Below are 24,778 nucleotides of genomic sequence, written 5' to 3' on the forward strand. Positions count from 1 at the left end.
TTTTATTGGGAGATTAACCCGAAATCCATTTCCCCACAAATGGTACTTTATTAACCACCCAAACCAACGCCAGCGTTATAATAAAACAAATCAGCGCTGTAAGTGGAATCGAGACTCCCGGTGTGCAGAGTTTATAACTTATTCCAAGCGGGTCTTCTAAAAGATATAATATCAGCGCATGCGCAAGATAGATGCCGTAATTAAAGCTGCCTGCAAAATCGCGGATTCGAATAATTACCGGCGATAGTTTTGGCGCAGATAATTTGAAAATCATAAATACACTGGCCGCAAGCAACACAACCAGCGGACTAAGCGGCTCGAAAAACATGGTACCCGGCCACTGTTTACTGTCGACAATTAACCGCGAGCCAATTGCGATAAACAAGATGCTTGCGATAAACAGCAGGATCATCCATAAGCGCAAATGTTTAATCTTAAAATTCTTGAAGGCCAGGTAATGGCCCAACACAAGGTAGCCTGCAAACCCTACAAAATAATGCGTATCTACAGATGATCCGTAGCGCGCCATATAAGGTTGGCTTATCAGAATTACGGCAAACCAAACCACCAAAAAATACAGTGTTTCCTTTTCCGACGCGTTGCGCACAAACTTCCCTATAACCGGGATAAAGAAATAAAGCCCAATTAACATGTATACATACCATAAATGGTACGAACTGCCTGACGCCAGTAAACGCAAAACCATTTTAACATTCGCCAAAACTGTACTTTTCAATACAAGGTCTTCGTTATATACAGAATAGGCAATATAAACCAGGCTCCAAAACACGAAAGGCACAATTACCCTTACCGTGCGTTTCTTTAAAAAATCACCAATTTCATATTCCCTGTGTAACAGCAATGCCCCGGTTACCATAACAAATACCGGCACCGCAAAACGCACTATCGCATTAAAACAATCCGCAACCACCCAGTCGCTCAACGGAATCTTGCCGTATTGTATCAGCAATACGCTGTTGCTGTGCAACATTATTACTGCAAACAGCGCAACAAGGCGGAGATTATTTATCCAGTCAATGTTTTGGGGTTTGGTTGGGGACATCATTTTTTATTAGTAATAACTTTATAATACTCCTCCAATTCCTTCAACATCGCTATCTGCCCGGGCCTGGGGTTTATAAATATCCTTACCCGTTTTATCATGGCATAGGCATCGGCATAAGTTAAACCTGTTTTTATTAAATAAGCCATCGCCATAGTTGGGCCACGGCCAAGCCCCTGGCGGCAATGCACGTAAACACTACCGCCGTTTTTAATTTCATTATCTATAAAATCGGCACCTTTCAATAAAATATCCAAAGGTGGCGGTGTATTATCAACAGTTGGCAGGTGCAGGTACTTTATCCCTTCGTGTTCGGCATCGCTGTAATCGTTATGCATGCGCATGTTTACTATGGCGGTAACTCCCAGTGCTTTTAATTTTTTTAGCCCTAACAGGTTATACTGGCTGCCCAAAAACAAATGTGCAGTAATTTGCGATCGGTTTAAACGCGGCAATCCGGTTACTATACGGTGGGCGTTATCATACATATAATCCAAAACCAGCCCAGTCCCGGTAAAAACACTTTTTAGCTTATTTATCATAATATACCGGTAGTGCTCAGCCCCCTTTATTCGCTGTTGTTATATAATCCATGGCCTGCTGAAACGTGGTGACCCAAATCTCTTGTTTGTTTTTTGCAAGATATTCCAATAATTCTCTATGTGCCTTTGTCGACGTAGTTATAAAATCGCCTCCAATTCCGTGAAACATAAATATCCCCATTCCCCCACTTTGCTTAACTTTTTTCACAAAATCAATCAGCTTGCTTGCGGGGGTATCTTCTTCAAGACCGTATGACGGTATCAGCATTGGATCGAGTTTTTTAAAGTTGGTAATAATGGCGTCATCTACATCGCCACCTATACGGGCGTATTTTATCATGCCGGTTTTTCGTAACGAATCAATATAACTTTTACCCCCTACCTCTGTTTCAGTACAAGGGTAAGCGTATGTACGCGTGGTTTTACCGTCAATGGCGTAAAGCATACTATTCATGGTGTATATCTCACGCAAAATCTGGAATATCGTGTATCGCTCGGCTGCATTAACTGAATTGTCGGGCATAGTGGTGCTCAAACATGGATGAAAAAGCGTATGGTTTGCCAGCTCATGTCCTTTTTTGGCCGCTTTGCGCCATTGGCGAATATTATTGCTGTTAAGTTCGCCGGTCAAAAAAAAGGTTCCTTTCAGCTGCAATGAATCCAGCTGCGGGATCGCAGTTTTTAACTGCGAATCGAGCGCATCATCATAAGTTAGTACAATCACCGCTTTTTTATGATGAGGCCAGTTTATTTTGTGCTGAGCCGTTGCAGCCGTACTTAACAAAAGGAAAAACAGGATAAACCGTTTCATAACAGCGGATGGAATATAAAGTAAAGAAATAAAACATTTACCAGTTATTGTCAAACTTTATCTAATAAAATCTCGTAATAGGTGTTGCCAGGCCGTGCTAATAGTTTTAGGCGCCGGTAGGTTTCTATCTTAATGACAAAAATCCACCGTCCTGCAAATGTTAAAGTGCAAATAAAGTCACTATATACAAACCATTAGTGTTATTTTTAGTTAATAATTAGTACTTGCCGCGTGTAGTGATCCTGCCATTGTCACTTTTGAATTATAACGACAGTTATTCAATTAAAATGATGCAATCCTTCTGGAAAAAATGTCTTGGATACCCTCCCGCTTTCTCGTTAGAAGCGCGGATATTTAATGCAATTTGCCTTGTATCTGCTGTTACTTTATTTCTCAACGTTTTTTTAAACTCCCTGTTAGGTATTTCACAATTAGTTATTTTAATGGTGGCTGTATTTATTATCTCAGTTCTCTGTTATTATTACTCCCGTTTTAAAATGAAGCTGAATAGCTGCATCATCATATACATGATTGCATCTAATATTCTTATCGTTATAAACTATAAATATAATTCGGGCATTAACGGCCCCACACTTTTAATTTTTATACTCTCTTATTTCCTTACCATTTCCGTCGTTCCTCAAAAACAATATTGGTTTTGGATAACGCTTAACATTGCAATTGTTACCACATTGCTTGTGTTTGAATATAAATACCCGGGGGCAATAATTAATACTTATCCTGATGCTAAACATCGTTTTATTGACTTCGGCTATACCTATATTATTAGTGTGTTCTTTATTTTTATGATTACCACAGCAGTAAGGAAAAGCTATCATACCGAAAGGAAATTGGTTGAGCAAAAAGCAATAGAACTGGCCTATGCAAATGACACCATGAACAAACTGTTTTCTATCCTGGCGCACGACCTGCGCTCGCCTTTAGCATCGATAGAAAATTTTCTGGATGTACTTTCGTCGTTTAAGCTGACTGAAGATGAAAGACTATCAATACAAAGAGAGTTGCTTACTTCCACGCAAAACACGCAGGAAATGCTTACAAATTTGCTTTTATGGAGTAAATCGCAAATGAAAGGCGTGACTGTAAACCTGGTTATGGTAAACCTGAAAAAAACCTTACAAACGACCTTACAGATTCTTAAAACTGTAGCGGCCGAAAAAGGCATTCAATTTACAGAGCAGATAAATAATTCGATTTTTATTATGGCTGATGCGGATATGCTGCAGCTTATAGTTAGAAATCTGATAAACAACTCTCTTAAATTCACAAATCCCGGCGGGCAAATCATAATATCTGCAGACATTGCCGGCAGCGATTGCCGTATAGTTATAAAAGACAGTGGCCTTGGAATTCCTTATGAACAACAAAATGAAATTTTCTCGTTAAAGGCCCAATCAACCTTAGGTACCAAAAACGAAAAGGGTGTTGGTTTAGGCTTGTTATTATGCAAAGAATTTACCGAATCGCAGCATGGGAAAATTACATTTGAAAGCAAACCGGGAGCCGGAACCACATTTTATGTAAGCTTTAAATTATGGCAGGACATTAATAAAAATGGCAAATACCCGGACTTGTCAACAAATAAAAGCAAGGTGTAATAGCAGCCTAACCCTTTAAGTTTTAAACCCGGATAGGCGTTCAATCATTTGGCAACTCTTCGCGCCGGTGTTTTTCATAACTATAATTGTAGGATGGATAAGGTACTATAAACGTTTCCTTCACCCGGGTCGATTTCAGGAAGTATGGTATCCAAATAGCACCGGCGACAACCGAAGATATAACTGCCTCTGAAAATTGGTTTGAAATTGCCAAACGCGATACACTATGAACAAAAATCAAATCGGCCACGCGGAATACAATTCCATAAACAAGATAACCAATCATGTATTTGGGCAATATGTCCCGCCGGTTTAAAAACAATACCAGGCAAAACAATGAATAGGCCATTAATATTACTGAACCCGCAACCTTAAAAATAATATGTGCCTTGAGTCCATTGGCGTAGCTATATTTACTAATGGAATTCCAGACATCCATTGTAAAATATTTGGTATCATTGAGATTTATTACAATAACTATAGGAGTTAAGAACAACCCGACAAGCAGTAAAATCAACCAACCGCCAAGCTGCACAAAGGTGGCGCCGTATTCAAACACAATGCCGGGTGTCTCTGTCTTGTAAATACGAAATGCTACGAAACCGGCAATCAAAACGATAAACATCGCCATATTTAGCATCCATTGGTTTACAATCGGCGGGCCGGAATCGGCAGCAGCGTCGGGGTTAAAACTTATCGAATAAGCAAGCCCATTATCTGTTAGCTTTTTTACATCCTCCCTAAATTGACTTAATTTATTAACCGGGACGAAGCTTTTAAGGTATTTAAACGAATAGTCTAACGTCATCACCTTGCCCGACGATGAATAATCGGATGTAAACTCGTAGCCGTCTCGTTTTATCTCGTTTGTTTTTGGGGTGATGTCCCAGCCAGCCGGCAAAAACATTTTAACGGTATAGTCTTCGTCAAAAGTCCCATTCACGGCAACCGGCGTTTTGGTTTGATTAGTTATTTTAGGCAATTCCTCTTTTATCGGGTTGGCATAAAAGCTTGCGGAGTAGTCCCCCGATACCGAATCCTTTTTAAAATAGTCGGTTATCTCGTACTTTTCAATTGTGGTAAGCTCGTTTTTTTCTTCATTATCAATAACCACAACCGAATCCTTTGCTTCAATTTTATTATAAATTTCAGAATAGTATTTTAAATAGCTCTTTTCGGTCTCGGCCATGCCCGATGATGCCAGCCTGTCGCGTTCCCTGTCGGCCTGGTTTAAAGTGTACGTTGTTTTAACCTGCAATTGCACCGGCGATTTGGCGTTTTTAACCGTAAAGCTATCAACGCAAACTATCCGCCCTGCTTTTGATGTGTTGGCTTTGGTTAAACCGGTATTGCCCGGCTTTAAGATAAGTCCCTTGCTGTAACCTGGGAAGTAGATATTGGCGCCGGTGCCGCGCTGGTAAGCTATCGTAGCGTCGACCCAAACAGGCTTGCCGTTTATTTGTGCCACAACTACCGCATGATCAAAAAGATTATGCGCTGGCAAGCATTTGTCAAGGTCGTCCCCGCCGGAGTTTATTAACACCATATTAGCATCAATCCCGTCTGCCCGCAGCATACTCACCAGTAAAAGCGACTTATCCTTGCAATCGCCATATCGCTGGGCGAACACTTTTGCCGGATTATTGGCCCGGTGCGAATACGGGCCAAGTTCAATCCCCATATACCGCACTTCATCCTGCACAATTTTTACAGCGTTGCGAAAGTATTTTTCTTTGTTGTTGCCCGATAATGATTTCAACCTGGCTATTTCCTCGGCCAGTTCGCCTTGTATATTTGTTTGGGCAGGGTTAATGCCCCGGGCCCAATCCGTTACTTCCGCCCAGCTGTTGTAATCACTTAGTTGTATATAGTCGCGGGCATCGTACCAGGATGGTGCGTTTTCATCATACAGCGCAGGCTTTATTTGAAAACCTTCCCATTCGTATTTTTTCAACCCATTGGCCTGGCTTATCACCGGGCTTGCTGCGTTATTAAACAGTTTCATATTTATTTTTCGGCCGGCCGAAAACATAATAGCAGTATACTGGTGCGCAACCGTTTGATAATACTGCAGGTATAGGAACGAACTGTACTTGTTATTAAATATCGGATTGCGGCCGGTAATAGTATAGGAGTATTCAATCCTGTCTCCTTTGCGGATGTCATCAAGAATACAGAGCGCCGAATAGGTGCCTTGGTAGATAAAGTTTGACAGATCTTTCTCATCGGCCAAAACTTTAAAGGCGGGTGCCTTGAGCCTGTTTTGTGGTTTGTTATTGCGCCAAACAGTTATGTCATGAAAATCGAGTCGTTCATAAGTTGGGTCGAAGCTGACAGATATTTGCGACCCGTTTTGAATGCCCGTTTCAGATATTATTTCGCGCACATTATGTCGATAATCAGCTTGTTTTTCGATGTGTACCTGGTGTTCGATGATAGAAAAGTAGTATCCGTCCTCAACCGTTCGTAGCGATGGCTTTTGATTGTATGGTTTGCAGATACTCAGCCAAGTTGGCCTGGCGGAAATATGAACAACCGGTTGCGCACCTTTTGCCAACGCAAAACTTACCACAACAAACAAAAAGGTTAAAATAAATTTACCCGCCCTTGAAAAACTTCTACGCATACTGGCTTTGAAAATAAATAAATCAGATGAAATAACCACATCTTTTTAAATTTTTCAAATACCTGCTCTTAAGCCACCTCAGCCCTGCCCGCCCCTACTGTGTCGCGATAAAGCTGCGGCGATACATCGGCATTGTTTTTAAAAAAGCGGCTAAAGTAGTATTCATCATCATATCCTAATTCAAAAGCAATTGTCTTAACGGGCTTGTTGGTGAGGTACAACTCGCGTTTAGCTTCAATAACTATGCGTTCGGCAATCATATCCGTGAGGGTACGGTTAAAATGGTTTTTTGCCATTTTTGCTAATGCCTTAGGCGAAATATTAAGCATATCAGCATAATCACTCGCAGAGTGCTTTTGTTTAAAATGGTTTTCTATAGCGTCTTTCAGGTTTTGGAGTATAAAGGGTTCTTTTCGCTCCAAAAGCACTTTGTGGTTGCCGGGCTGCTGTTCGGTCTTTAGCCTCACTGCAGTAATCAAAAATATCTTAAGGTATGACATTAGCAGCTCGTATTGCGCAAGCGCCGGGTTTTGCATTTCGGTTTTCATTTGCTCCAGCACCATGTTAAAAATGGGCACGCAATGCTCGTCGACCCCGACGATTGGTGGCTCATAAATATTATTGAACAAAACGCCGTGGCACGCCACCTCTTTATCATGCTTATGGATACAAAAAAAGTCCGGGTGAAAATTAAGGGTGAAGCCTTCCAACTGTTCCCCTGTAATTATCATAAACGGCTGATAAATTGCAAAGGCAAACAGCGAATTTGCCTCAAAATCGTATTCGGAAAAACTGGCACGCAACCTACCCTTTCCTTTTGTAACCCAAATAATGGTGTAATAATTATGCCGCTGCAGGTGGTCGAAATTGCTATTATCATCAAACGAAAACAGCCGGAAAGCAAGGTTCCCAGTTTGAGGGTTAACTAAAGTAAAGGCTGTTTGATTGTTGAGCATTTGTTAGTGACTAAAGGTTAGAGACTGGAGATTAGTTGAATTGGCTTTTAGTCCTGATCTAATCGTTTTTTTAACGCGGCATTTTCTTCTCGAAGTTTCTCAATGTATTCGTGCTGCGCCATAAATTCACCCCGTATTTCTTCAAGGGTATAACGCTCTGTTATGTGCTGCGGGCAGTTCCAGTCGTAAGCAGTTATATTTAACACTATTATCCGTTCGGGCCGAAACTGATAATCGCCCAAATTCAGTTTGTCAAACAACTCCGGGTTATCATCAATCTCCAAAACTTTGGCCTCAGCGTATATCTTAAGCCGAGCTTTGGCTGCCTGGTCCAACAAAAACAGGGATACCTTATTGTTTGTCGCCAGGTTACCTATTGATATGTACTGCTTATTGCCACCAAAATCAATAAATCCCAGTGTTTTATCGTCCAACACCTTCAAAAAGCCCTTTGGCCCACCTCTGAATTGTATATAGGGAAACCCATTTTCGCCGATGGTCGCCATATAAAAATTGTCCTGGTGGCTTATAAAATCACGCTCATCGTCAGTTAAGCCATCGGTATCTCTGTACCCTTCCATCCTGGCATAACTGGCCCGGCTGCCGTAACGCTCCTGGAACCTTTTCGATGCCTCCGAAAATGCAGTTTTTGGATAATTCATCAGTTTAAATTTAAAACAGCTTCCTGTCGGTTTCTTCTATTTCCAAATCATTAATACTGGCAAACCGCTTTTGCATCAGGCCATTTTCATCAAATTCCCAAAGTTCGTTACCATAGCTGCGATACCATTGACCGGTAGCGTCGTGCCACTCATATTCAAACCTCACGGCCATCCGGTTTTCGCGAAAGCCCCATAGTTCCTTTTTCAATTTATAATCCAGTTCCTTTTCCCATTTACGGGTTAAAAACTGCTTTACTTCTTCGCGGCCATTTATAAAGTCGGTACGGTTGCGCCATTCCGTATCGATGGTGTAAGCAAGGCAAACCTTTTCGGGATCTTTTGTATTCCAGGCGTCCTCGGCAGCCTGCACTTTTTGCAGGGCAGTTTCCATATTAAACGGAGGCAAAGGATATCGTTTATTTTCCATGCTGATATTTTTTATAAAATTAACCAATACAGCAAAAGCTAAGGCAAGTGTCCCTAACTTTTACTGTGTGATGAGATTTAATGGTGCTTACACCAATTGCCCGGCCCGAACAACCGGGAAGTCGATAGCGGTGTTAGCGACATTGTTAAAATAGTTGGTTAAAACATTCAGGCCCACATGCCCAACAACTTCGCCTATCTCGCCATCAGTTAAACCTGCGGCTTTTGCAGCGTCAACATCATCATCGCTAACCCGGCCTTTTTTATCGAGCAATATGTTGGCAAATTTTAAAACTGCTGCAGTTTTTGCGTCTGCAGCTTCACCGTTACGGGCATTTTTTAAAACGGCAGTATCAATATGTACCAGCTTTTCGCCGATAAATGAGTGCGCCGATAAACAGTAATCACAGCTATTGTTTTCGCCGATAGCCAGTGCAAGCAGTTCGCCGGTTTTGCCACCTAATTTTCCATGGCTGAGTATGCTGCTCAAATTCAGGTAACCTTCAAGCAAGGCGGGCGAATTGCCCATGGTGCGCATCATGTTTGGCACCGTGCCTAATTTACTTTGTATTGCGTCAAATAATTCTTTGGTTTTGCCTGTGGCTTCTTCAGGGTTTATTGCTTTTAAACGTGTCATTTTGTTTGATAATTTGTTTGTCGTTATTGACAGTACAAATATGCAACGACCGCTAATTTTATAACATGGATGATGTACGCAAGTGCATGGACAATTTTACCTCATCCAATAACAAACCTTTGATAACGTTTTACAGCGGCCTCCACGGCCGTGGTCTGAGCTTTGTTAAATTTGCCAAAAGGCTCTAGCACAACTTCAACCTCATTTTTTTTGATAGTGCGTTTCCATGTGCCTACAACCTGGTTATTTGCTACGATTGATGGTGCGAAGATTACATATTTTGCTTGTGTAACGTATTTAGGGTTGATGATAGCCGTGCGGTCGCTGTAAGCAACTGCGAATTCATCATAGGCGGGCAAAAGATGGGCAAGCGGCGCTTTGCTATTTATTGGGGACTGATTTTTTGCCATCCAGTAGGTTAGCCCATTTATTTCAATACCATCTAATTCGCCTTTCGAGGCTTCCAGCCCATTTTTTGCATCAGCAACCGAAAGGCCGCTCCACCAGGTAAAATCTTGCAGCGTTGCCGGGCCACGACTAATAAAATATCGTTTCACTAATTCTGCAACGGCTTCGTCATGGGTAAAATCATTACCCTTTGGCACCCGTTTGTCAAAAAGCGCGTAGGTGAATTGTTTACCTTGCCGGCCGCCACTACAAATCACTTTGTCAAGTTCGGCCTGCATCAGGATATGAACAAACCGCTGCTCATCCGTATTTATACCTGCTTTATGTAAAGCATCCTGCAACTCCAATCGCGTAAGCTGTTTTTTACCATCCAGCGCGCCAGCCAGTATATCATTGCTCAACTTAAGTGTTTTGCTATCCAGTTTTAACTGCCTGTGGCGCCCGGCAGCCAAAATATTAATACGCGGGGCGGTAAGCTCAATCATCCAGCGTGCATCGGCCGGGGTTACAAAGTGCCAGGTTGGCCGCAATACGTGGGTACGGATAATGCTACCATTTGCCAAGGCCTTATCAATCGCCGCATCCTTACTTTTTTGCAAACGCATACCAACCGCCCACTTCGCACCCGCATAATCCTGCGCCTGCACTGCGCCCATATGACGCACAATCTCTGCAGGTTTTTTAAAACTTTGCGATGCTATATTTTGGTTGAATAACCGTTGCCTTGCTATTTCGGAATTTGTCATCAGCTTTTATAATTTACTGCCAAAATAATACCTGCTATTGACAACAGCCTGTCAGCAGCAAAAATCATTTTATCGCACACCAAAAATCAGTGAAATCAACGCAATCAAAAAAATCAGCGGTTAAAATCAACGGTTCTTCTTCAGCCTGCTCAGTGTTTCTTGCGAAATTCCCAAATAATCGGCCACAATCTTACCCGGCAACCGCTGAATAAGCTTGGGATTTTGCTTCATGAGGGTGTCGTACCGCTGCTTTGCATCCATGGTTATCAGGCCTTCAATACGAACGATTGCATCGATATAGTCCATTTGCAAACCCAGCCGGGTCATCCGCTCCCAACCGGGGACTGTATCCATCAGTACCTGGTAGTCGCCATGGCTTATCATTAACAATTCCGATGGCTCAATAGTTTGAATGGCTGCCGCGGATGGTTGCCGTAAAGTAAAACTTGGGAATGCAGTTCCAAACCTGCCTTCAAAAATCAAAAACCGGGTGGCTTCCTGCCCTTCGTCATCAATCAAAAATATCCGCAGGCAGCCTTTTATAACAAAATACATATACTGGCTTATCTTGCCTTTTTCTAAAAGTATTTCGTTCCGTTTAGTTTTTTTGGGCTTACAGCAATTTAGTACGAAGGCCCATTGTTCTTCGGTTAAATTTATATTTTGCGCTAAATAATTTCTTAAAATATCGTGCATAATTGAGAGCCAGGAATCAAAAGCCAAGAACCAAGCGTCAGCCAAAATAACGTTAAAAGATTTGAAAAGAACAAAAGTTGTCGTCAATCAAAATTCGCGGACATTATCGTTTTTGTCTTGACTCCTGGCTCTTGATTCTTGGCTCTTAAATTTCTGGTTCTAGACTCTTGGTTCTTGACTCTATTACATACCTTTGAAAACTAACTAAAAAACATCATGGCGCAAAAAGTAATAACAGTAAATATTAATGTTTATGAGCAATCGGTGACCAACAGGCACTCGGCTTACGAAGTTAATTTTGTAAATAAGTATTTGGATGAGGGCTGGGTGATTAAGGAAACTATACATAGCCCACTTGTAGGTAGCTGGACGAATATTACTTTTATATTGGAGAAGTAAAGCCATAGCGATGGGTTTAAAACCCACCGCTATTACAAACATCCCGGTTAAGTATTTATAAAAATCTAAAGAATATGAAAACCTATCTTACACTTTTAATTGCACTGCTATTTTCTGCAGCCTCGTTTGCGCAGGATATTCCTGCCCGCTGGGATGAACTTGTGGCCAGCGATTTTCCGAAGGCCCTTGAAAAATCATCGAAAACCTGCATCCTACCTATCGGGATATTGGAAAAACACGGACCGCATTCGCCTATCGGCACCGATTTAATCCATGTGCGCGAATGGGCGGCCCGCGCAGTAAAATCGGAATACGCTGTGGTGTTTCCTGATTATTTTTATGGACAGATAAACGAAGCTCGCCACCAACCGGGAACATTTGCCCTGCCAAGCGATATCATTTACAAATTGCTGGAAGCTACCTGCGATGAAATTGCCCGCAATGGCTTTGACAAGATTGTTATTTTAAATGGCCATGGCGGTAACCCGGAGTTCCTGCACTTTTTTATGCAATCGTTGCTGAACAAACGGCATAACTATGCAGTTTACCTGTACAGCCCCGAACGCGAAGATGCAGACTATAACAAGCAATACCGCCAGATGCACAAATCGCCCACAGCGAACGACCAGCACGCGGGAGAATCAGAAACATCTGTTTTAATGTATTACCGGCCTGACCTGATGCGCATGGACCGTGCTGCTAATGAAAGCGGCGCTGATCAAAAACGAAGCGATTTGCCCAGCCTTTATACACCAATATGGTGGTACTCATCATACCCTAACCATTATGCCGGAGAAGGCGACAAAGCAACCGCAGAGTTCGGCAAGTTTATTACCGACCATGAAATTGCATCGTTTATAAAAGCATTAAAAGAGGTAAAGGACGACACGAAAACTATACCACTGCAAAACGAGTTTTTTGACCGGGTGGATAAGTTGAATAAATAGTATTGAACCAAGGAAACTTATGAAGTTTCAAAACGGCGAAGCCCTCTACGAGGCCTTTAAAAACGAACAACACCGAGTAAAACTTCGTAAGTTTAACGTATCTAATAAGTTACGGCAATTTATCCAATGCCACATCCGGCGCTTTGCCACCGTTTGGCCTTACTAACTCTATCCCGCGTTTGGTATAAGTGTTAAAAAATCCGCAGTTTTTAAGGTAGAATGCGCCCCCATCAGTACCACCCGCGTAGTCCATACGATACCCCTTCATTGCTGTGGCATCATTTGTAAAGTGGGCTTTGTTTATTTCGGTCCAATGGCCGTTGTTATCGGCAATCCACTGGTTGTTAAATAATACATGACGGGTTGTTATGCCATTTTCAGGTTCAAAATTTTCCAAAAACGAATGCAGTCCTTTTAAATAAGTATTTGTTTGCGGGCGGCTAAAGCTTGCTATTAATTGCCATTTGCCAAGCTCGGGTGCAAAAAACCAGGTGGTGTAAGTAGTATGGTTGTTGCCGGTAGGTTTGGCATGTACCAGGAATTTATAGGTATTGCCTGCCTTCCAGTTGTACAGCATATAGCTTTGCCCGCCCGAGCCTTCGTTACCAAACTCGCCAGTGTGCACATTAGGGCCCTTTTTTAGCATCACTATCTTCTGGCTGTCGGGTATAGCTTGGGGGTTGTCCGTATTAAAAGGGCTCCAAACCGAGAACAGGATATGTCTTTCAGTCGGTGAATTTACCTGCATGCCAAAATAGCCAACATTAAAACCATCTGCCATAAAGTATGAGCCCAACACGTCGTTCCCAACCGGCACGGTTACTTCGTTATAAAACCATTCGATGTTAGTATTTGGCAACTCATACGCCAAATGCACCGATGGCCCCCTTCGCCCCCAATGGAAAAAATTACCCTCGTTATTTGGCACATAAGCGGTTCTGCCATTGATGGCGGTGCCTCCCAGTTTTATACTGCTAACATCAGCATAAGTCTTGCCCGTTTTGCTGACGGCTTTTATGTCAATTGCAATGTAGCCAGTGTCGGCAGCACTCCATTCGCCAACATAATAGTCTTTAGCTACAGATCCCGATACGGTTATGTTTTTTGTTGATTTTAATGCAGAAACCGCTATAACGCTTTTACCATCGGGTACTTTTAAATTCAGCCAAAGTTTAAATTTGCCTTTAACATTTGCCCGAAAATATGCGGTAAACTTTACGCTACTGCTTGTCCAGTCCACAATGCCATCGTTGGTAATGGTGCCGCCTATGGTATCTTTGGCCACGCGCCAGGCATTGCCGCCCAGGGGGATAGTTATAGAACTGTCAGAACTTTTAGCCGCAAATGGGGCTTGACGCGCTATTTTAGTAAAGCTCATCGCCAAACAGGTTACTGTAATTAACGCTGCACCAATTATAAATTTATTTAGTTTCATTATTTTATTTTTTGTCGCTGATTATCAATAACCAGCCTTTACCCTTTTCAACCTTTATCTCCTGCCCGTCCTTAAACTTAGCACCTTGCTGAAAATTCTTGACTTCCGGCGCGGTAATGGTAGTGTGTGCCGGGTTTAGGCCCAATGCTTTCCAATCTATTTTAAGTTTGATATTAGCGTCATCGGCAGCCCAGCTTGCTATAGACACCAGTACCTTTCCCGGCTTTTTGTAAATAGTTGCCAGCACCTCAGGATTGTTGGTTTTTACAGGATTGGTTTCTACCCAATAGCCAACCATTTTTGTGCCCTTCATACCAAAGTTGTCCCAAACTTTCCATATTGGGCGCGGGTCGGCGTTGTCGCTCCATGGCATGCGGTTGGTCATGCCGTAAATCATACCGCGCCACGGGTTGCCGCCACCCTGTAACATTTCGCCCATCAGTCCAAATGGTATGCCCGACACTTCGGTTAAAAAGAAATCAGGGGTATTTTTCTCGTAATCAAAATACTCACCAAACCAAAGCCTGTTTAAGTATGGAAAATGCTCGAGGTACAAATTACCGCTATTATTAAAGCCGTCGCTTTTGTTATATTGGTTAGCCGAGTGCAAGTCGATAATACCGGGGTGGCCATCTTTGGTAAGCACACGTTTGATACGCTTCATGGTAATACGGTCAAACGCCACGTCATCCAGGTAAATACCATCTATGCCAACGTTTTGTACAAGCCAATTCATCCCCTCTACATAATAGTTGTGCCAGCGGCTCATACCGCTGTTTATCAGGGCGGCATCTTTATATTCGGGTACATACCAGGCAGCAATGTAATCATCGGCCACGTGCTCCTGCAGCCATGAATAACCGCCGCCTTTGCCTGGCGAATAAATCTCGTGCCCCAGGCTGCGCATCGGGAAGGTTTCGTAAGCGCTGTTTGACAATTCGCGCACGGTGTTATATATCTTCACCTTCAAACCCAGCTGATGTGCCGAATCGATATAGCTTTTCATTTGATGCCACCTGATGAATGGATAGTTGATATAGGGGTTTATGGGCGTGCCGTGGTGAATATTTACCACCGTGGCGCCGGTTTGCTTAATGCTATCCAAATTGCTGTATTTGTGATAAAACCGGGTCGACCATTGAAAATCGGTATTAATTGGATGGAAAGGGGTTATCAGCAAAGTAAAGTTATAATACTGCACATCGCCTTTTTTCATGCTGCGGGCACCGCTGTAGTTGTTAACCAAAACCTGGTTGTCCTTTTCGCTAATGTTAATACCACCTTTGTTATCATTACCCCATGATGTCGGTAACAATAAAGGTTTTTGCAGGTAAAAGTTGGTATTTAAAGGCCGTACGTAATTTTCATCACGCAACGAATATTGCAAGCCGGCATTTACATCGCCAATCCAGGCGCCGTCCTGGTTTTTGTGGGCAACATCCCATTTCCACTCATAGCTGCCGGGCCTTTTCTCACCTTTTAAGTTGAGACCCATCATATATTTGGCGGCATCCTTATTAAAAGGTATTTCCATGCGGATATCTTTCAAATCCACATCCTTCAACGCGGTTACCTTAACTGTGTATGCTGCAAAACCATCAAATTCAATCGAGCCGTTTACATCCATCTGTAAATCAGCCGACGTATTAGTAGCTGTCCATTTAACTGTTCCGGGTTGGGTTTCAGTAAACTTCAAGCCTTTAGCCTGCCATGCTTCCACCCCGGATTCATTTTCAGCAATTAATTTTATCGGTTGATTGAGCACCTCTTTTGCCTTTGCCGAAAACGAAGTCATTTCGGGCGTAAAAAAGGTTTGTATGCTTTTGGGGAATCCTGTTTTATCTAACGTAACCTTACGGCCAAGCAGCGCAACGCTGTTGTCTTTCACCACCAGGGGTGTGTATGGTTTTATGATATCGTTTTGTTGGGCGAGGGTGGAGTTTAACCAGGCTAAGCGGGTTTCTTTCCATGGTTCATTAATGCCGCCGTTAACCGCCGCGGTTGCTTTCACCTTAATCCGAATACCAATTTTGGTTGTCTCGGCATTTTTGGCAGATACAGTTGCTGTTCCTTCATAAGTACCTGCTACAACGGTTGATGGAATATTTACCAAACACCACATCGCCTGCACTTCGCCTTTGGCTACATCAACCAGTTTGCTAAACGGTTTTGCTTTGTAGTCCGTTCCGCTGTTATTAATGCACGACATCACTTTTGATGAAATAACCTGGCCTGTTTTACTTTTCAAATCCGAAAACGAAACATTGATGCCATTTAAATCTTTTGATGTTGGATAAATTCCTAATTGATATGAATAATTTTCGCCGCGCTTTGCATCGCCGTCAAAAACACTTTGCGCACCATTAATTATCCAGCGCTGCGGCAAATCGTGTTTCATTTTTATAATATTCAACCTGTCTTCCGGGAACACCAAATAAGTTTTGCCCGCATTTTGCTGAACCAGGTTTTTTACTTCGGTATCCGTTGCTATTACTTCCATTGGGTAGAAGCTGTTCATAGCATTTACGGATTGAATGCAATCTACTTTAGCGCCCTCAACATCCTTGCTGCCTTCAATCGACTGCACCCAATCATTCGCCCCGGTTTGGGCGGCTTTTAAATATTTCACATTGGGATAGTTCGATTTCCTATCGACGTGATAAGGCATATAGTATACAAAATACTTTTTGTCGCCTGTATTGGGCTCAAAATAAAGCATACAAGCCTCGCGGGATATCGCGGCTACGGATACGTTCATTACCCGTTTGTTGGTGACCGAATCTACCACGAACAGTTGCTTCAATTCCGGGTGATAGTCGTTACGGCGCCATGCTATCACCGCTTTGGCAATGTGGGTATTTGCGTTCTGCAGGGTTAATACAACCCGGTGATTACCCAGCGAGTCGGCATCCCAATCGTTATTTTTTGTAACGTATTTGATTTGCTGCGCGATAGAGACCTGGCAAATGAGCGTAAAAATGGCTAAGTAAAAGTATTTATTCATTATAGCGTTTATAAGGGAACGCTAAATTAAGAAATACTTTACCTGTTAAACGTATGCTGCGCAATCGTTTGCGCTAAGATTTACGAGGATATCGCTTCCAATGTCTTGTAGCCCTCGATTAAAATCCAGCGCTACAACATGGGGCGAAGTTAAGTGAGGTGAGCTTCGTCGCCTTACCGGAAAAGCGTTCCATTTTTGCCAACGGAACACCCGGAACGCTGTGAAACATGCTCATTATCAGTAGTTTTATAATTTAACATAAATTCTTATATCGAACTCAAGTTAAAATAAGATGTTGCTTACCCGCTACCCTATTAGCTAAAGAGCCATAGGCCCGGCCAATATTGTAGCGCCGGATTTTAATCCGGCGATGGAAATTGCAGCGCCGATTTTTAACGAAGATTTATTTCAGCAAAACCTTGGTAGCCCCATACCCGAATTTCTCTTTCCGGGCATCCATAAAGGTTTGAATTTTTTGATGCTTGCCCAATAGTTTATGAATTTCGTGCCTTAAAATACCATTGCCGGCCCCGTGTATAAAAATAATCCCGGGTAATTGATGCACAATGGCCGCATCCAGCGCTTTATGGAAAACATCAAGTTGCACCTTTAACATTTCTCCGCTATTTAAAAACTGGTAATCATCACGCAGCTTTTCAATATGCAGATCAACTTCAGTCCTGGGCTTTTCAACTACGGCCTTTTCATCTGCCGATTGAAAAAAACTTTCCTTCAACTTTTGGGCGTCTATCACCATCTCTGGTTCATCCAGCCGGATAAGCCACCCGGCCTGGTTTAATACAGGGATAGTCTTTTTCGAACCAGAGAAATCTTTCGCCTTAAATTTTTCTGAAATCACAATTGGCGAAGGTGGTTCGGTATTGTGTTTAGTATGGTACACAATATGAAAAATCAATCGCGGCCAAAGCTGCAAGTCTGCCAGTTGTGCCGAATATATTTTGGTAGCTGTACCAGGTGCGGCAATTCCTCCAAACTCACCCTTAAAAACAGATTGCTTCTCGGTAGTCAACGATGCCAGTAATTGAAACGAAGTATCATTAATTAAATAAAAATGCACTACCGAATTTGCCTTCGCATCAGCAACCACGCCAACATAAACCCCTTTGGCTTTAAACTCGCCGGTTGAGATGGGCTGCTCGTCAGCTTCTGCAGCCTTTTTACTTCCCGGCGCCTCGTAGCCATGCACGGTAGTCACCTTGCTGGCCAGCACCGGGATTTCAAAATCGTCTTCACCGGTTACCCCTATCATTTGGTCGTCGATAATGCGGGTTACAAAGCCCTCCATCTTCTCGTCCACAAAACGCACAAAATCGCCTAACTTATATTTCATTTTTTTTTATGATTTCACCGATTGAAATGATTACACCGATTAAGACAATCATCTTAAATCATTCAAATCGGTGTAATCCCCCAAAACAAAAAAACCACCCGCCCAAAGGCAGATGGTTAGAAATTAGTTATTTAATACCCCTATTAAAATAACTGGGTGCAAATTAAAAAAATATTTATTGCACTGCAAATTTTTTCAGTGTTAAATTTCTTCATTGCTATGTAACTTTTTATGTTACACAAACGTCTTAACGAAAATAAATCTCGCCAAATTGGTGGTTTTGCCACATTATACAACCTTAAATCTGCATACATTACACCCAAATTTTACATCAAATGCTTAAATCAATTATCGTAGGCGTTATTTGCGGTTTGGTATTCTACCAGGCGCAGGCGCAAAATCTGTACATCCCGCGCGACGTTCAAGGCGCGTTTAATAAAGGCACCCGTTCAATGGATGGCAAGCCCGGCAAAAACTACTGGCAAAACCATGCCCGGTACAATATATCCATCACCGCCCTGCCACCCGACCGCAACATTAAAGGCATTGAGCAGATAGTTTATTTTAACAACAGCCCGGATACGCTGAAAAGGCTTAACATGAAGCTGATCCTGAATATCCACCGCCCCGGTGCAGCTCGCTTTTTTGGGGCAAACCCTGATTACCTTACACCGGGTATACAGGTAGATTCAATATTTATAAACGGCACGAAAAAACCCTGGGACAATGCAAGGGCATCGCGGACTAACCAAATGGTAGGTTTACCAAAGCCGTTAGCACCGCACGATTCGGTTAAGCTGAATATTACCTGGCATTTCGAGATATCAAAAGAAAGCGGCCGCGAAGGGATGATTGACTCGACCAGTTATTACCTGGCCTACTATTATCCGCGGGTATCTGTTTATGACGACTACAATGGCTGGGATACCCTGGAATTTTTAGATGCGCAGGAGTTTTATAACGACTTTAACGACTATACCCTGAATGTAACCGTGCCTAAAAACTACCTGGTTTGGGCAACCGGCACCCTGCAAAATGCTAACAAAGTGCTGCAACCCGAATACGCTAAGCGGCTCGAGCAATCGTTCACCAGCGATTCAACAATCCATATTGCGACCAAAGACGATCTGGCAAAGAAGAATATCACCGCGCAAAACGATGTAAACACCTGGACATGGACAGCAACCAACATCAGTGATATGGCCGTTGGTGTAAGCGACCATTATGATTGGGATGCCGCCAGCGTTGGTGTTGATGATAAAACACACCGCCGCGCAAGCATGCAGGCCGCATTTTTAGATAGCGCTGCCGACTTTCATCATTCTGTTCAAGCAGGCCGCAATTCATTAGGCTGGCTGTCGCACAACTGGCCCGGGGTACCATACCCTTTCCCTAAAATGACGGCCTTCCAGGGTTTTGCCGATATGGAATACCCAATGATGGTAAATGATAGCCACCAGGATGATATTCATTTTGCAGCGTTTGTACAGGACCACGAGATTGCACACACCTGGTTCCCTTTTTATATGGGCATTAATGAAAGCCGCTACTCGTTTATGGATGAAGGCTGGGCAACTACTTTCGAATTATTGATAGGAACAGCGGAGGTCGGTAAAGAAAAAGCAGAAGCTTTGTATAAACCATTCCGTGTTGAAGGCTGGATAAACGACCCATCGCAGGCTGAAGACTTGCCAATTATTGTGCCTACCAGCGAAGAAAGGGGTGGTTTCGGTAATAACGCCTACGGCAAACCCTCATTAAGTTATTTTGCATTAAAAGATATGTTGGGCGACGACCTGTTTAAAAAAGCATTACATACTTACATGGATAACTGGCATGGCAAACACCCCATCCCATGGGATTATTTTAATTCGATGAACAGCGGTTCGGGTAAAAACCTAAATTGGTTCTTTAATAACTGGTTCTTCACCAATTATTATATCGACTTAAATTTACAGAAGGTAACCAAGGTGGGCAATGGCTACGCACTTGCCATACAAAATATAGGCGGGTTTGCAAATCCATTTGATGTTAAAGTAACCTACGCCGATGGTTCAACTGAAAACTTCCACCAAACGCCTGCTGTTTGGGAGAAAGACCAGAAGCAAATTACCGTAAACATCAAAACAGTTAAAGAAGTAAAATCAGCAGTGCTTGACGGCGGTATATTTATGGATGCTGATACTACCAACAATAAATGGGAAGCGAAGTAAATTTCCATTGACCATTGCGAGGAACAGCCCGTCCCGAACTTGTTTCGGGAAAGCAACCGCGAACTATGCAGAACCGCTCTGTAAAGTTCGCGATTGCCGCGCTCGTTCCTCGCTCGCAATGACAATAAGGCGTTTAAACGAAGAAACCCGGCTTTTGGCCGGGTTCTTTTGTTTTATATAATCAATTAATATTAAGAATTCTGAACGGAATGGTTCAAATCATTCGCGCCGTTTTTGGCGTTTGATTTAGCTTCTTCAAATTTGGTTTGCGCCTTATCTTTAAGGTCGTTTGCTTTTGCCTTTGCTGTTTCTACGGCGGTGTCTTTATAATCAGACACTTTGTCAGCCACCCCTGCAAACCGCGAACGGGCTTTGTCATAAACATCACTGCCGTAGTCTTTAATACCACTGCTTGCTGTTTGCGCTTTTTCTTTAGCAGCATCAACCAAATCGTTAATATACCCTGCTATATCGTCGCGTGTTTTTTCGCCTTTTTCAGGTGCTAACAATAATCCTAATGCCGCCCCTGCTGCTGCACCTATTAGTAGCGCTGCTATTACTCTTGTCTGGTCTTTCATAAGTTTTCAATTTAGTTGAATACACTAATACAATAACAATGCCACCGTTTTGTTTTGAGTTTTTTAAAAGAATCTTCTTCGGGCCTCACCTAATCCTCTCCAAAGGAGAGGACTTAACTTCGCTCTTTTTTAGAACCAGATCCTTTGGTGAGGGAAGGTTGAGGCCACGAAAAAAGGCACCCATAAATGGATGCCTTGTACGTTTAATGATTATATTATAATTAAATAACCTTTACATTTACCGCATTCAAGCCTTTTCTTCCGTTCTCTACTTCAAACTCCACTTTATCATTTTCACGGATTTCATCGATTAGACCTGTTGAATGAACAAATACGTCCTGGCCACCAGCACTTGGTGTAATAAATCCGAACCCTTTTGTTTCATTAAAAAATTTTACTGTTCCTTCTTTTTGCATTATTTTATTTATTAAAGTCGGCAAGGTAGGCATAATTATCCGGAACGCAAGCTTTTTGTTGGCAAGGGATTGATTAGGCTGATTAAGTGAGTGGTTGATTAAGTTGAGAAAATGAAGTCGATACTCATCGCAGTCAAATAAATCAACGTTTAATAATCGGTGAAATCACTTTCTAATCTTACTAATCCCAAAAAAGAAAAAAGCCCTTCAGCTCTCGCTAAACGGGCTTTGCTAAATATTAATTAATCGCACAAATCGCCCCAGCGCGCAATCCTTAATCATTTAGCCACTTCTTAAATATCTTATTATCTATACGCTAATAATACTTTGTATGCTACAGGCTTATATAGTTAAATACGTTGAAAAATGGCTGGGGGTTTTCTCTCTCCCTAACTTTATTTAATGCTATTTTTGCGCCAAAACGATATTTGCTGAACAAGCAGCAAAACAGCTAATTTATACAGATGAAGGCCTTTATATTCGACCTTAACGGCACCATGATCGACGATATGATCTATCATACCCGTGCCTGGCAAACACTTTTAAACGACGAACTTGGTGGTAATTTTACCTGGGAAGAGGTAAAACCGCAGATGTATGGAAAAAACCCTGAGGTTCTTGTACGCATGTTCGGCCCCGACCGCTTCACATTGGGCGAGATGAACCGGTTATCGCTCGAAAAAGAAAAGAAATACCAAATTGAGTTTTTTCCCCATCTTAAATTATTACCCGGGCTGAACGAATTTTTAGAAAATGCTTATCAGCAGGGCATCCCCATGGCAATTGGTTCGGCAGCCATTCCTTTTAATATCGATTTTGTGCTGGACAACCTTAACATCAGGCATTACTTTAAAGTGATTGTTAGTGCCGATGATGTGGTTTTAAGCAAGCCCCATCCCGAAACTTATTTAAAAGCGGCCAGCTTGTTAAATGTGATACCAACCGATTGCATCGTATTTGAAGATGTACCAAAAGGTACCGAGGCAGCAGCAAATGCAGGTATGGAGGCGGTGGTAATAACAACCACCCATGAGCAGGCAGAATTTAATTACTTAAATAACGTTATATGTTTTGCAAAGGATTTTGAGGATGCAGCAGTAAAAGCGTTGATCGACTGATTGAAAAACAGTCGCGACAGCAAAATTGTATCAGCAAACTGAACAATTACGTACCGTAAGGAATTATATAATATATTGAACCTGTAAATCTGCTATATGAAATTAAAATATACTTTCCTGTTACTGTGCGTTGCCATGATATTTGCGTCGTGCTCGCATGTTTACACCCCTGCATTATATCACCAGGATATTGTTTACCAGCCAAAACCCACATCGTTTGATACGGCGAAATCATTAACTTATATTTCTGCCGGGGTAAACGGTTATACAAATACCAATTTTAACGATGTTTTAATAAGCGGCCAGCTTAATTTAAGCCAGGGTTATGTTTTTGATGGCTTCAACGTCGCCTACGGGGGTTTTGCAGTTTTTGGCGATTACCAGAATGGCTCGAACGATAAAACGAAAGCCAATTATTTCAGTGATAAATTTTTCGGCGCTGTTGGCGGCCGGTTCTCTATAAATGCATTTACTACTTCGGGCCGGGCAGATATCAGGTTTATAGGTATGGAAATGGCCTACAGCCATGAGTTCGGTGACTATGCCTCTTTCCGCAAAAACCTTAATACCCAGGGTGGTTATTATGTCGACCCGCGGACCGACCTTTTTTCCATCGGCCTTACAACCGAGGTGATTTTTCATAACCGCGACGATGCTACTTTTCAGCACGGCATCCGCGGATTTTTAGGTACAACCGTTGGGCATAGTAATTTGGATGACACCTACTACAACAACGAGGATGCCACTGCCCGAATGTTTCGCAAAATCTTCCCGAAGGTAAGCTACTTCATCACCTTCAAAAACTACTTCGGCACATTTGAAGCCGGCAGCAATATTTTTGTAAGGTTTGGCTATAAGTTTTGAGGATTGTTACTATAACAATCTAATTGCATAAAAAAAGTCTGCTTACGAAGTTCATTCGGGCAAACTTTGTTTAATACATATTTTGTGTCTCGTTAGTCGCAGAAACCATCATCTACACAGACAACGCCAGTGTTTGTACAGTGAGTGTAGAAGCATCTTGTGGTCGGGTCACCGTGCGAACATTGATTTACCGGCGCTCCGGTGCCTATAACGCACGACCAGATAGTCCCAGCAGTGCCACCAACCACTGTTTTCATCTCTTTTCGGGTAAGTTTTTTCATTTCTTTCATAATGTTATAAGGTTAGATTATTTAATGCTTCATTGAGGCTGAAGCTTTGCCTTTTGAACTTGATATAAAGTAACAATTAATTATTATCACTTGCAAATATATTTTTAATTGCAGATTAATATCCACATTGGCGTGTTGCTCGAAACCGGGGCAGGAATATTTCTGCTGACTGATATGTTGTCGCCATACTAACAAGCCAAAAGCGGTTATATTTTGAGGCAAGTAGTTCAGTCAACTAATATTATAATCTCCGGTGCGTCCAACCAGGCAGTAGTCGGAATAGAAAGCCGACAATGCGCCAGCGTTTGGTTACATAAACCACGCTTCTTTTATTTTCAATGGCGTTATAAATCTGCAGAACAGCTTTTTCTACCGATGCTACCCAAAATAAATTTTCTCCGGCGGCCATGGCTGTATCGACAAAACCCGGGCGAATATCTGTTACATGAATAGGCAGCTTTGTGTTCTTCGCCTTTTGGCGCAAGCCTTCCAGGTAATTTATTTGATATGCTTTTGATGCAAAGTAAGCGGGAGCCTGCCTGCTGCCGCGGATACCAGCTATTGAAGTGATAGCCGCAAACTGGCCAAATGCCTGTTTCTGAAAAAAGTTAAAAGTCCAGTCTGCAACAGCCGTAAAGCCCGCTACGTTTAGGGCGTTAATATCCTGTTCAACTTTACTATCGAGTTCCGGGTTGATTTTTCCGGTGCCCGAGCTTAGCACCAATAAATCCAGCCCGCCAAGTTCATCCGTCAATTGTTTTAGTTGTTGTGGAACAGAGGCGATATCGGTAACATCAAAAACCGAGACTATAAATTGTTGAGGATTGGTGGCCTGCAGATTCAGCAGCAATTGGTCGCGGCGGCCGGTTATACCAACCTTGTAGCCGTTTTGGGCCAATAAAACAGCAAGTTGATAGCCAATACCTGATGATGCGCCGACTACAATTGCTTTTTTCATTTTTTGTTGTTAA

Annotated in this window: 22 protein-coding genes; 6 read left to right on the forward strand and 16 right to left on the reverse strand. The window is 42.4% G+C overall.

Going from position 1 to position 24,778, the window contains the following annotated elements; genetic code table 11:
* Positions 1-13: 13 nt before the first annotated feature.
* Genes Q0R52_RS02015 through Q0R52_RS02025 form a run of 3 tightly spaced genes read right to left on the reverse strand, consistent with a single transcriptional unit; the run spans position 14 to position 2,416 of the window.
* Positions 14-1,066: an acyltransferase family protein gene (locus Q0R52_RS02015; RefSeq protein WP_295791598.1), complete on the reverse strand. Its 1,053-nt coding sequence runs from the start codon at positions 1,064-1,066 to the stop codon at positions 14-16.
* Positions 1,063-1,605, reverse strand: a complete 543-nt coding sequence (locus Q0R52_RS02020; RefSeq protein ID WP_295791600.1) for a dual specificity protein phosphatase — start codon at positions 1,603-1,605, stop codon at positions 1,063-1,065. Before Q0R52_RS02020 ends, Q0R52_RS02015 begins: the two co-directional genes overlap by 4 nt.
* A 16-nt stretch (positions 1,606-1,621) precedes the next feature.
* Entirely contained in the window at positions 1,622-2,416 is a 795-nt protein-coding gene (locus Q0R52_RS02025) for a polysaccharide deacetylase family protein (RefSeq protein WP_295791601.1), read from the reverse strand.
* A 497-nt stretch (positions 2,417-2,913) separates the two neighbouring features.
* Between Q0R52_RS02025 and Q0R52_RS02030 the strand changes: the two genes are divergently transcribed.
* Positions 2,914-4,035: a HAMP domain-containing sensor histidine kinase gene (locus Q0R52_RS02030; RefSeq protein ID WP_295791603.1), complete on the forward strand. Its 1,122-nt coding sequence runs from the start codon at positions 2,914-2,916 to the stop codon at positions 4,033-4,035.
* A gap of 40 nt (positions 4,036-4,075) precedes the next feature.
* On the opposite strand, the gene Q0R52_RS02035 is transcribed toward Q0R52_RS02030, so the two are convergent.
* The 7 genes from Q0R52_RS02035 to Q0R52_RS02065 all read right to left on the reverse strand — a co-directional run bounded on the left by Q0R52_RS02035 (position 4,076) and on the right by Q0R52_RS02065 (position 11,192).
* Entirely contained in the window at positions 4,076-6,661 is a 2,586-nt protein-coding gene (locus Q0R52_RS02035; RefSeq protein WP_295791605.1) for a DUF3857 domain-containing protein, read from the reverse strand.
* 68 nt (positions 6,662-6,729) lie between these two features.
* A complete protein-coding gene (locus tag Q0R52_RS02040) occupies positions 6,730-7,617 on the reverse strand; it encodes a helix-turn-helix domain-containing protein (protein WP_295791607.1) in 888 nt (295 codons plus the stop codon).
* A 47-nt stretch (positions 7,618-7,664) separates the two neighbouring features.
* A complete protein-coding gene (locus tag Q0R52_RS02045; RefSeq protein ID WP_295791610.1) occupies positions 7,665-8,279 on the reverse strand; it encodes a pyridoxamine 5'-phosphate oxidase family protein in 615 nt (204 codons plus the stop codon).
* Between the two features lie 10 nt (positions 8,280-8,289).
* The gene (locus tag Q0R52_RS02050; protein ID WP_295791612.1) at positions 8,290-8,706 is read right to left on the reverse strand and encodes a nuclear transport factor 2 family protein; all 417 of its coding nucleotides are present in this window, start codon (positions 8,704-8,706) and stop codon (positions 8,290-8,292) included.
* An 87-nt stretch (positions 8,707-8,793) separates the two neighbouring features.
* Positions 8,794-9,342: a carboxymuconolactone decarboxylase family protein gene (locus Q0R52_RS02055; protein ID WP_295791614.1), complete on the reverse strand. Its 549-nt coding sequence runs from the start codon at positions 9,340-9,342 to the stop codon at positions 8,794-8,796.
* Between the two features lie 101 nt (positions 9,343-9,443).
* Complete coding sequence (locus tag Q0R52_RS02060; RefSeq protein WP_295791616.1) at positions 9,444-10,496, reverse strand: winged helix DNA-binding domain-containing protein; 1,053 nt, start codon at positions 10,494-10,496, stop codon at positions 9,444-9,446.
* Positions 10,497-10,622: 126 nt separating this feature from the next.
* Positions 10,623-11,192 carry a Crp/Fnr family transcriptional regulator gene (locus tag Q0R52_RS02065; protein ID WP_295791618.1) on the reverse strand — a complete coding sequence of 190 codons (570 nt, stop codon included), beginning with the start codon at positions 11,190-11,192 and terminating at the stop codon, positions 10,623-10,625.
* A gap of 216 nt (positions 11,193-11,408) precedes the next feature.
* On the opposite strand from Q0R52_RS02065, the gene Q0R52_RS02070 reads away from it, so the two are divergent.
* Positions 11,409-11,591, forward strand: coding sequence for a hypothetical protein (locus Q0R52_RS02070; RefSeq protein WP_252792436.1), 183 nt, complete (start codon positions 11,409-11,411; stop codon positions 11,589-11,591).
* 74 nt (positions 11,592-11,665) lie between these two features.
* Positions 11,666-12,538: a creatininase family protein gene (locus Q0R52_RS02075; RefSeq protein ID WP_295791622.1), complete on the forward strand. Its 873-nt coding sequence runs from the start codon at positions 11,666-11,668 to the stop codon at positions 12,536-12,538.
* A 109-nt stretch (positions 12,539-12,647) separates the two neighbouring features.
* Here Q0R52_RS02075 and Q0R52_RS02080 read toward each other — a convergent pair whose 3' ends face one another.
* The 3 genes from Q0R52_RS02080 to Q0R52_RS02090 all read right to left on the reverse strand — a co-directional run bounded on the left by Q0R52_RS02080 (position 12,648) and on the right by Q0R52_RS02090 (position 18,328).
* Positions 12,648-13,973 carry a DUF3472 domain-containing protein gene (locus tag Q0R52_RS02080; protein ID WP_295791624.1) on the reverse strand — a complete coding sequence of 442 codons (1,326 nt, stop codon included), beginning with the start codon at positions 13,971-13,973 and terminating at the stop codon, positions 12,648-12,650.
* A 4-nt stretch (positions 13,974-13,977) separates the two neighbouring features.
* The gene (locus tag Q0R52_RS02085) at positions 13,978-16,977 is read right to left on the reverse strand and encodes a glycoside hydrolase domain-containing protein (protein WP_295791626.1); all 3,000 of its coding nucleotides are present in this window, start codon (positions 16,975-16,977) and stop codon (positions 13,978-13,980) included.
* A gap of 403 nt (positions 16,978-17,380) precedes the next feature.
* Positions 17,381-18,328, reverse strand: a complete 948-nt coding sequence (locus Q0R52_RS02090) for a Smr/MutS family protein (protein WP_295791629.1) — start codon at positions 18,326-18,328, stop codon at positions 17,381-17,383.
* A gap of 335 nt (positions 18,329-18,663) precedes the next feature.
* On the opposite strand from Q0R52_RS02090, the gene Q0R52_RS02095 reads away from it, so the two are divergent.
* Positions 18,664-20,541: a M1 family metallopeptidase gene (locus tag Q0R52_RS02095; protein ID WP_295791630.1), complete on the forward strand. Its 1,878-nt coding sequence runs from the start codon at positions 18,664-18,666 to the stop codon at positions 20,539-20,541.
* A 191-nt stretch (positions 20,542-20,732) separates the two neighbouring features.
* On the opposite strand, the gene Q0R52_RS02100 is transcribed toward Q0R52_RS02095, so the two are convergent.
* Positions 20,733-21,119, reverse strand: coding sequence for a YtxH domain-containing protein (locus tag Q0R52_RS02100; protein ID WP_295791632.1), 387 nt, complete (start codon positions 21,117-21,119; stop codon positions 20,733-20,735).
* A 221-nt stretch (positions 21,120-21,340) separates the two neighbouring features.
* Positions 21,341-21,535 carry a cold-shock protein gene (locus Q0R52_RS02105; RefSeq protein WP_073404972.1) on the reverse strand — a complete coding sequence of 65 codons (195 nt, stop codon included), beginning with the start codon at positions 21,533-21,535 and terminating at the stop codon, positions 21,341-21,343.
* Between the two features lie 464 nt (positions 21,536-21,999).
* Between Q0R52_RS02105 and Q0R52_RS02110 the strand changes: the two genes are divergently transcribed.
* Positions 22,000-22,653, forward strand: coding sequence for an HAD family phosphatase (locus Q0R52_RS02110; RefSeq protein WP_295791636.1), 654 nt, complete (start codon positions 22,000-22,002; stop codon positions 22,651-22,653).
* A 96-nt stretch (positions 22,654-22,749) separates the two neighbouring features.
* Positions 22,750-23,517 (forward strand): hypothetical protein, encoded by a 768-nt coding sequence (locus Q0R52_RS02115; RefSeq protein WP_295791638.1) that lies wholly within the window; start codon positions 22,750-22,752, stop codon positions 23,515-23,517.
* A 531-nt stretch (positions 23,518-24,048) separates the two neighbouring features.
* On the opposite strand, the gene Q0R52_RS02120 is transcribed toward Q0R52_RS02115, so the two are convergent.
* On the reverse strand, positions 24,049-24,765 hold the full coding sequence (locus Q0R52_RS02120) for an SDR family NAD(P)-dependent oxidoreductase (protein ID WP_295791640.1): 717 nt from the start codon (positions 24,763-24,765) through the stop codon (positions 24,049-24,051).
* Positions 24,766-24,778 lie beyond the last annotated feature (13 nt).

It is taken from the genome of Mucilaginibacter sp. (genome assembly GCF_025359345.1).
In the GTDB taxonomy this organism is placed as follows: Bacteria; Bacteroidota; Bacteroidia; order Sphingobacteriales; family Sphingobacteriaceae; genus Mucilaginibacter.

Coding starts and splice junctions, on each gene's coding strand:
- Q0R52_RS02015 (WP_295791598.1), bottom strand. CDS start 1,066: ATGATGTCCCCAACCAAACCCCAAAACATTGACTGGATAAATAATCTC.
- Q0R52_RS02020 (WP_295791600.1), bottom strand. CDS start 1,605: ATGATAAATAAGCTAAAAAGTGTTTTTACCGGGACTGGGCTGGTTTTG.
- Q0R52_RS02025 (WP_295791601.1), bottom strand. CDS start 2,416: ATGAAACGGTTTATCCTGTTTTTCCTTTTGTTAAGTACGGCTGCAACG.
- Q0R52_RS02030 (WP_295791603.1), top strand. CDS start 2,914: ATGAAGCTGAATAGCTGCATCATCATATACATGATTGCATCTAATATT.
- Q0R52_RS02035 (WP_295791605.1), bottom strand. CDS start 6,661: ATGCGTAGAAGTTTTTCAAGGGCGGGTAAATTTATTTTAACCTTTTTG.
- Q0R52_RS02040 (WP_295791607.1), bottom strand. CDS start 7,617: ATGCTCAACAATCAAACAGCCTTTACTTTAGTTAACCCTCAAACTGGG.
- Q0R52_RS02045 (WP_295791610.1), bottom strand. CDS start 8,279: ATGAATTATCCAAAAACTGCATTTTCGGAGGCATCGAAAAGGTTCCAG.
- Q0R52_RS02050 (WP_295791612.1), bottom strand. CDS start 8,706: ATGGAAAATAAACGATATCCTTTGCCTCCGTTTAATATGGAAACTGCC.
- Q0R52_RS02055 (WP_295791614.1), bottom strand. CDS start 9,342: ATGACACGTTTAAAAGCAATAAACCCTGAAGAAGCCACAGGCAAAACC.
- Q0R52_RS02060 (WP_295791616.1), bottom strand. CDS start 10,496: ATGACAAATTCCGAAATAGCAAGGCAACGGTTATTCAACCAAAATATA.
- Q0R52_RS02065 (WP_295791618.1), bottom strand. CDS start 11,192: ATGCACGATATTTTAAGAAATTATTTAGCGCAAAATATAAATTTAACC.
- Q0R52_RS02070 (WP_252792436.1), top strand. CDS start 11,409: ATGGCGCAAAAAGTAATAACAGTAAATATTAATGTTTATGAGCAATCG.
- Q0R52_RS02075 (WP_295791622.1), top strand. CDS start 11,666: ATGAAAACCTATCTTACACTTTTAATTGCACTGCTATTTTCTGCAGCC.
- Q0R52_RS02080 (WP_295791624.1), bottom strand. CDS start 13,973: ATGAAACTAAATAAATTTATAATTGGTGCAGCGTTAATTACAGTAACC.
- Q0R52_RS02085 (WP_295791626.1), bottom strand. CDS start 16,977: ATGAATAAATACTTTTACTTAGCCATTTTTACGCTCATTTGCCAGGTC.
- Q0R52_RS02090 (WP_295791629.1), bottom strand. CDS start 18,328: ATGAAATATAAGTTAGGCGATTTTGTGCGTTTTGTGGACGAGAAGATG.
- Q0R52_RS02095 (WP_295791630.1), top strand. CDS start 18,664: ATGCTTAAATCAATTATCGTAGGCGTTATTTGCGGTTTGGTATTCTAC.
- Q0R52_RS02100 (WP_295791632.1), bottom strand. CDS start 21,119: ATGAAAGACCAGACAAGAGTAATAGCAGCGCTACTAATAGGTGCAGCA.
- Q0R52_RS02105 (WP_073404972.1), bottom strand. CDS start 21,535: ATGCAAAAAGAAGGAACAGTAAAATTTTTTAATGAAACAAAAGGGTTC.
- Q0R52_RS02110 (WP_295791636.1), top strand. CDS start 22,000: ATGAAGGCCTTTATATTCGACCTTAACGGCACCATGATCGACGATATG.
- Q0R52_RS02115 (WP_295791638.1), top strand. CDS start 22,750: ATGAAATTAAAATATACTTTCCTGTTACTGTGCGTTGCCATGATATTT.
- Q0R52_RS02120 (WP_295791640.1), bottom strand. CDS start 24,765: ATGAAAAAAGCAATTGTAGTCGGCGCATCATCAGGTATTGGCTATCAA.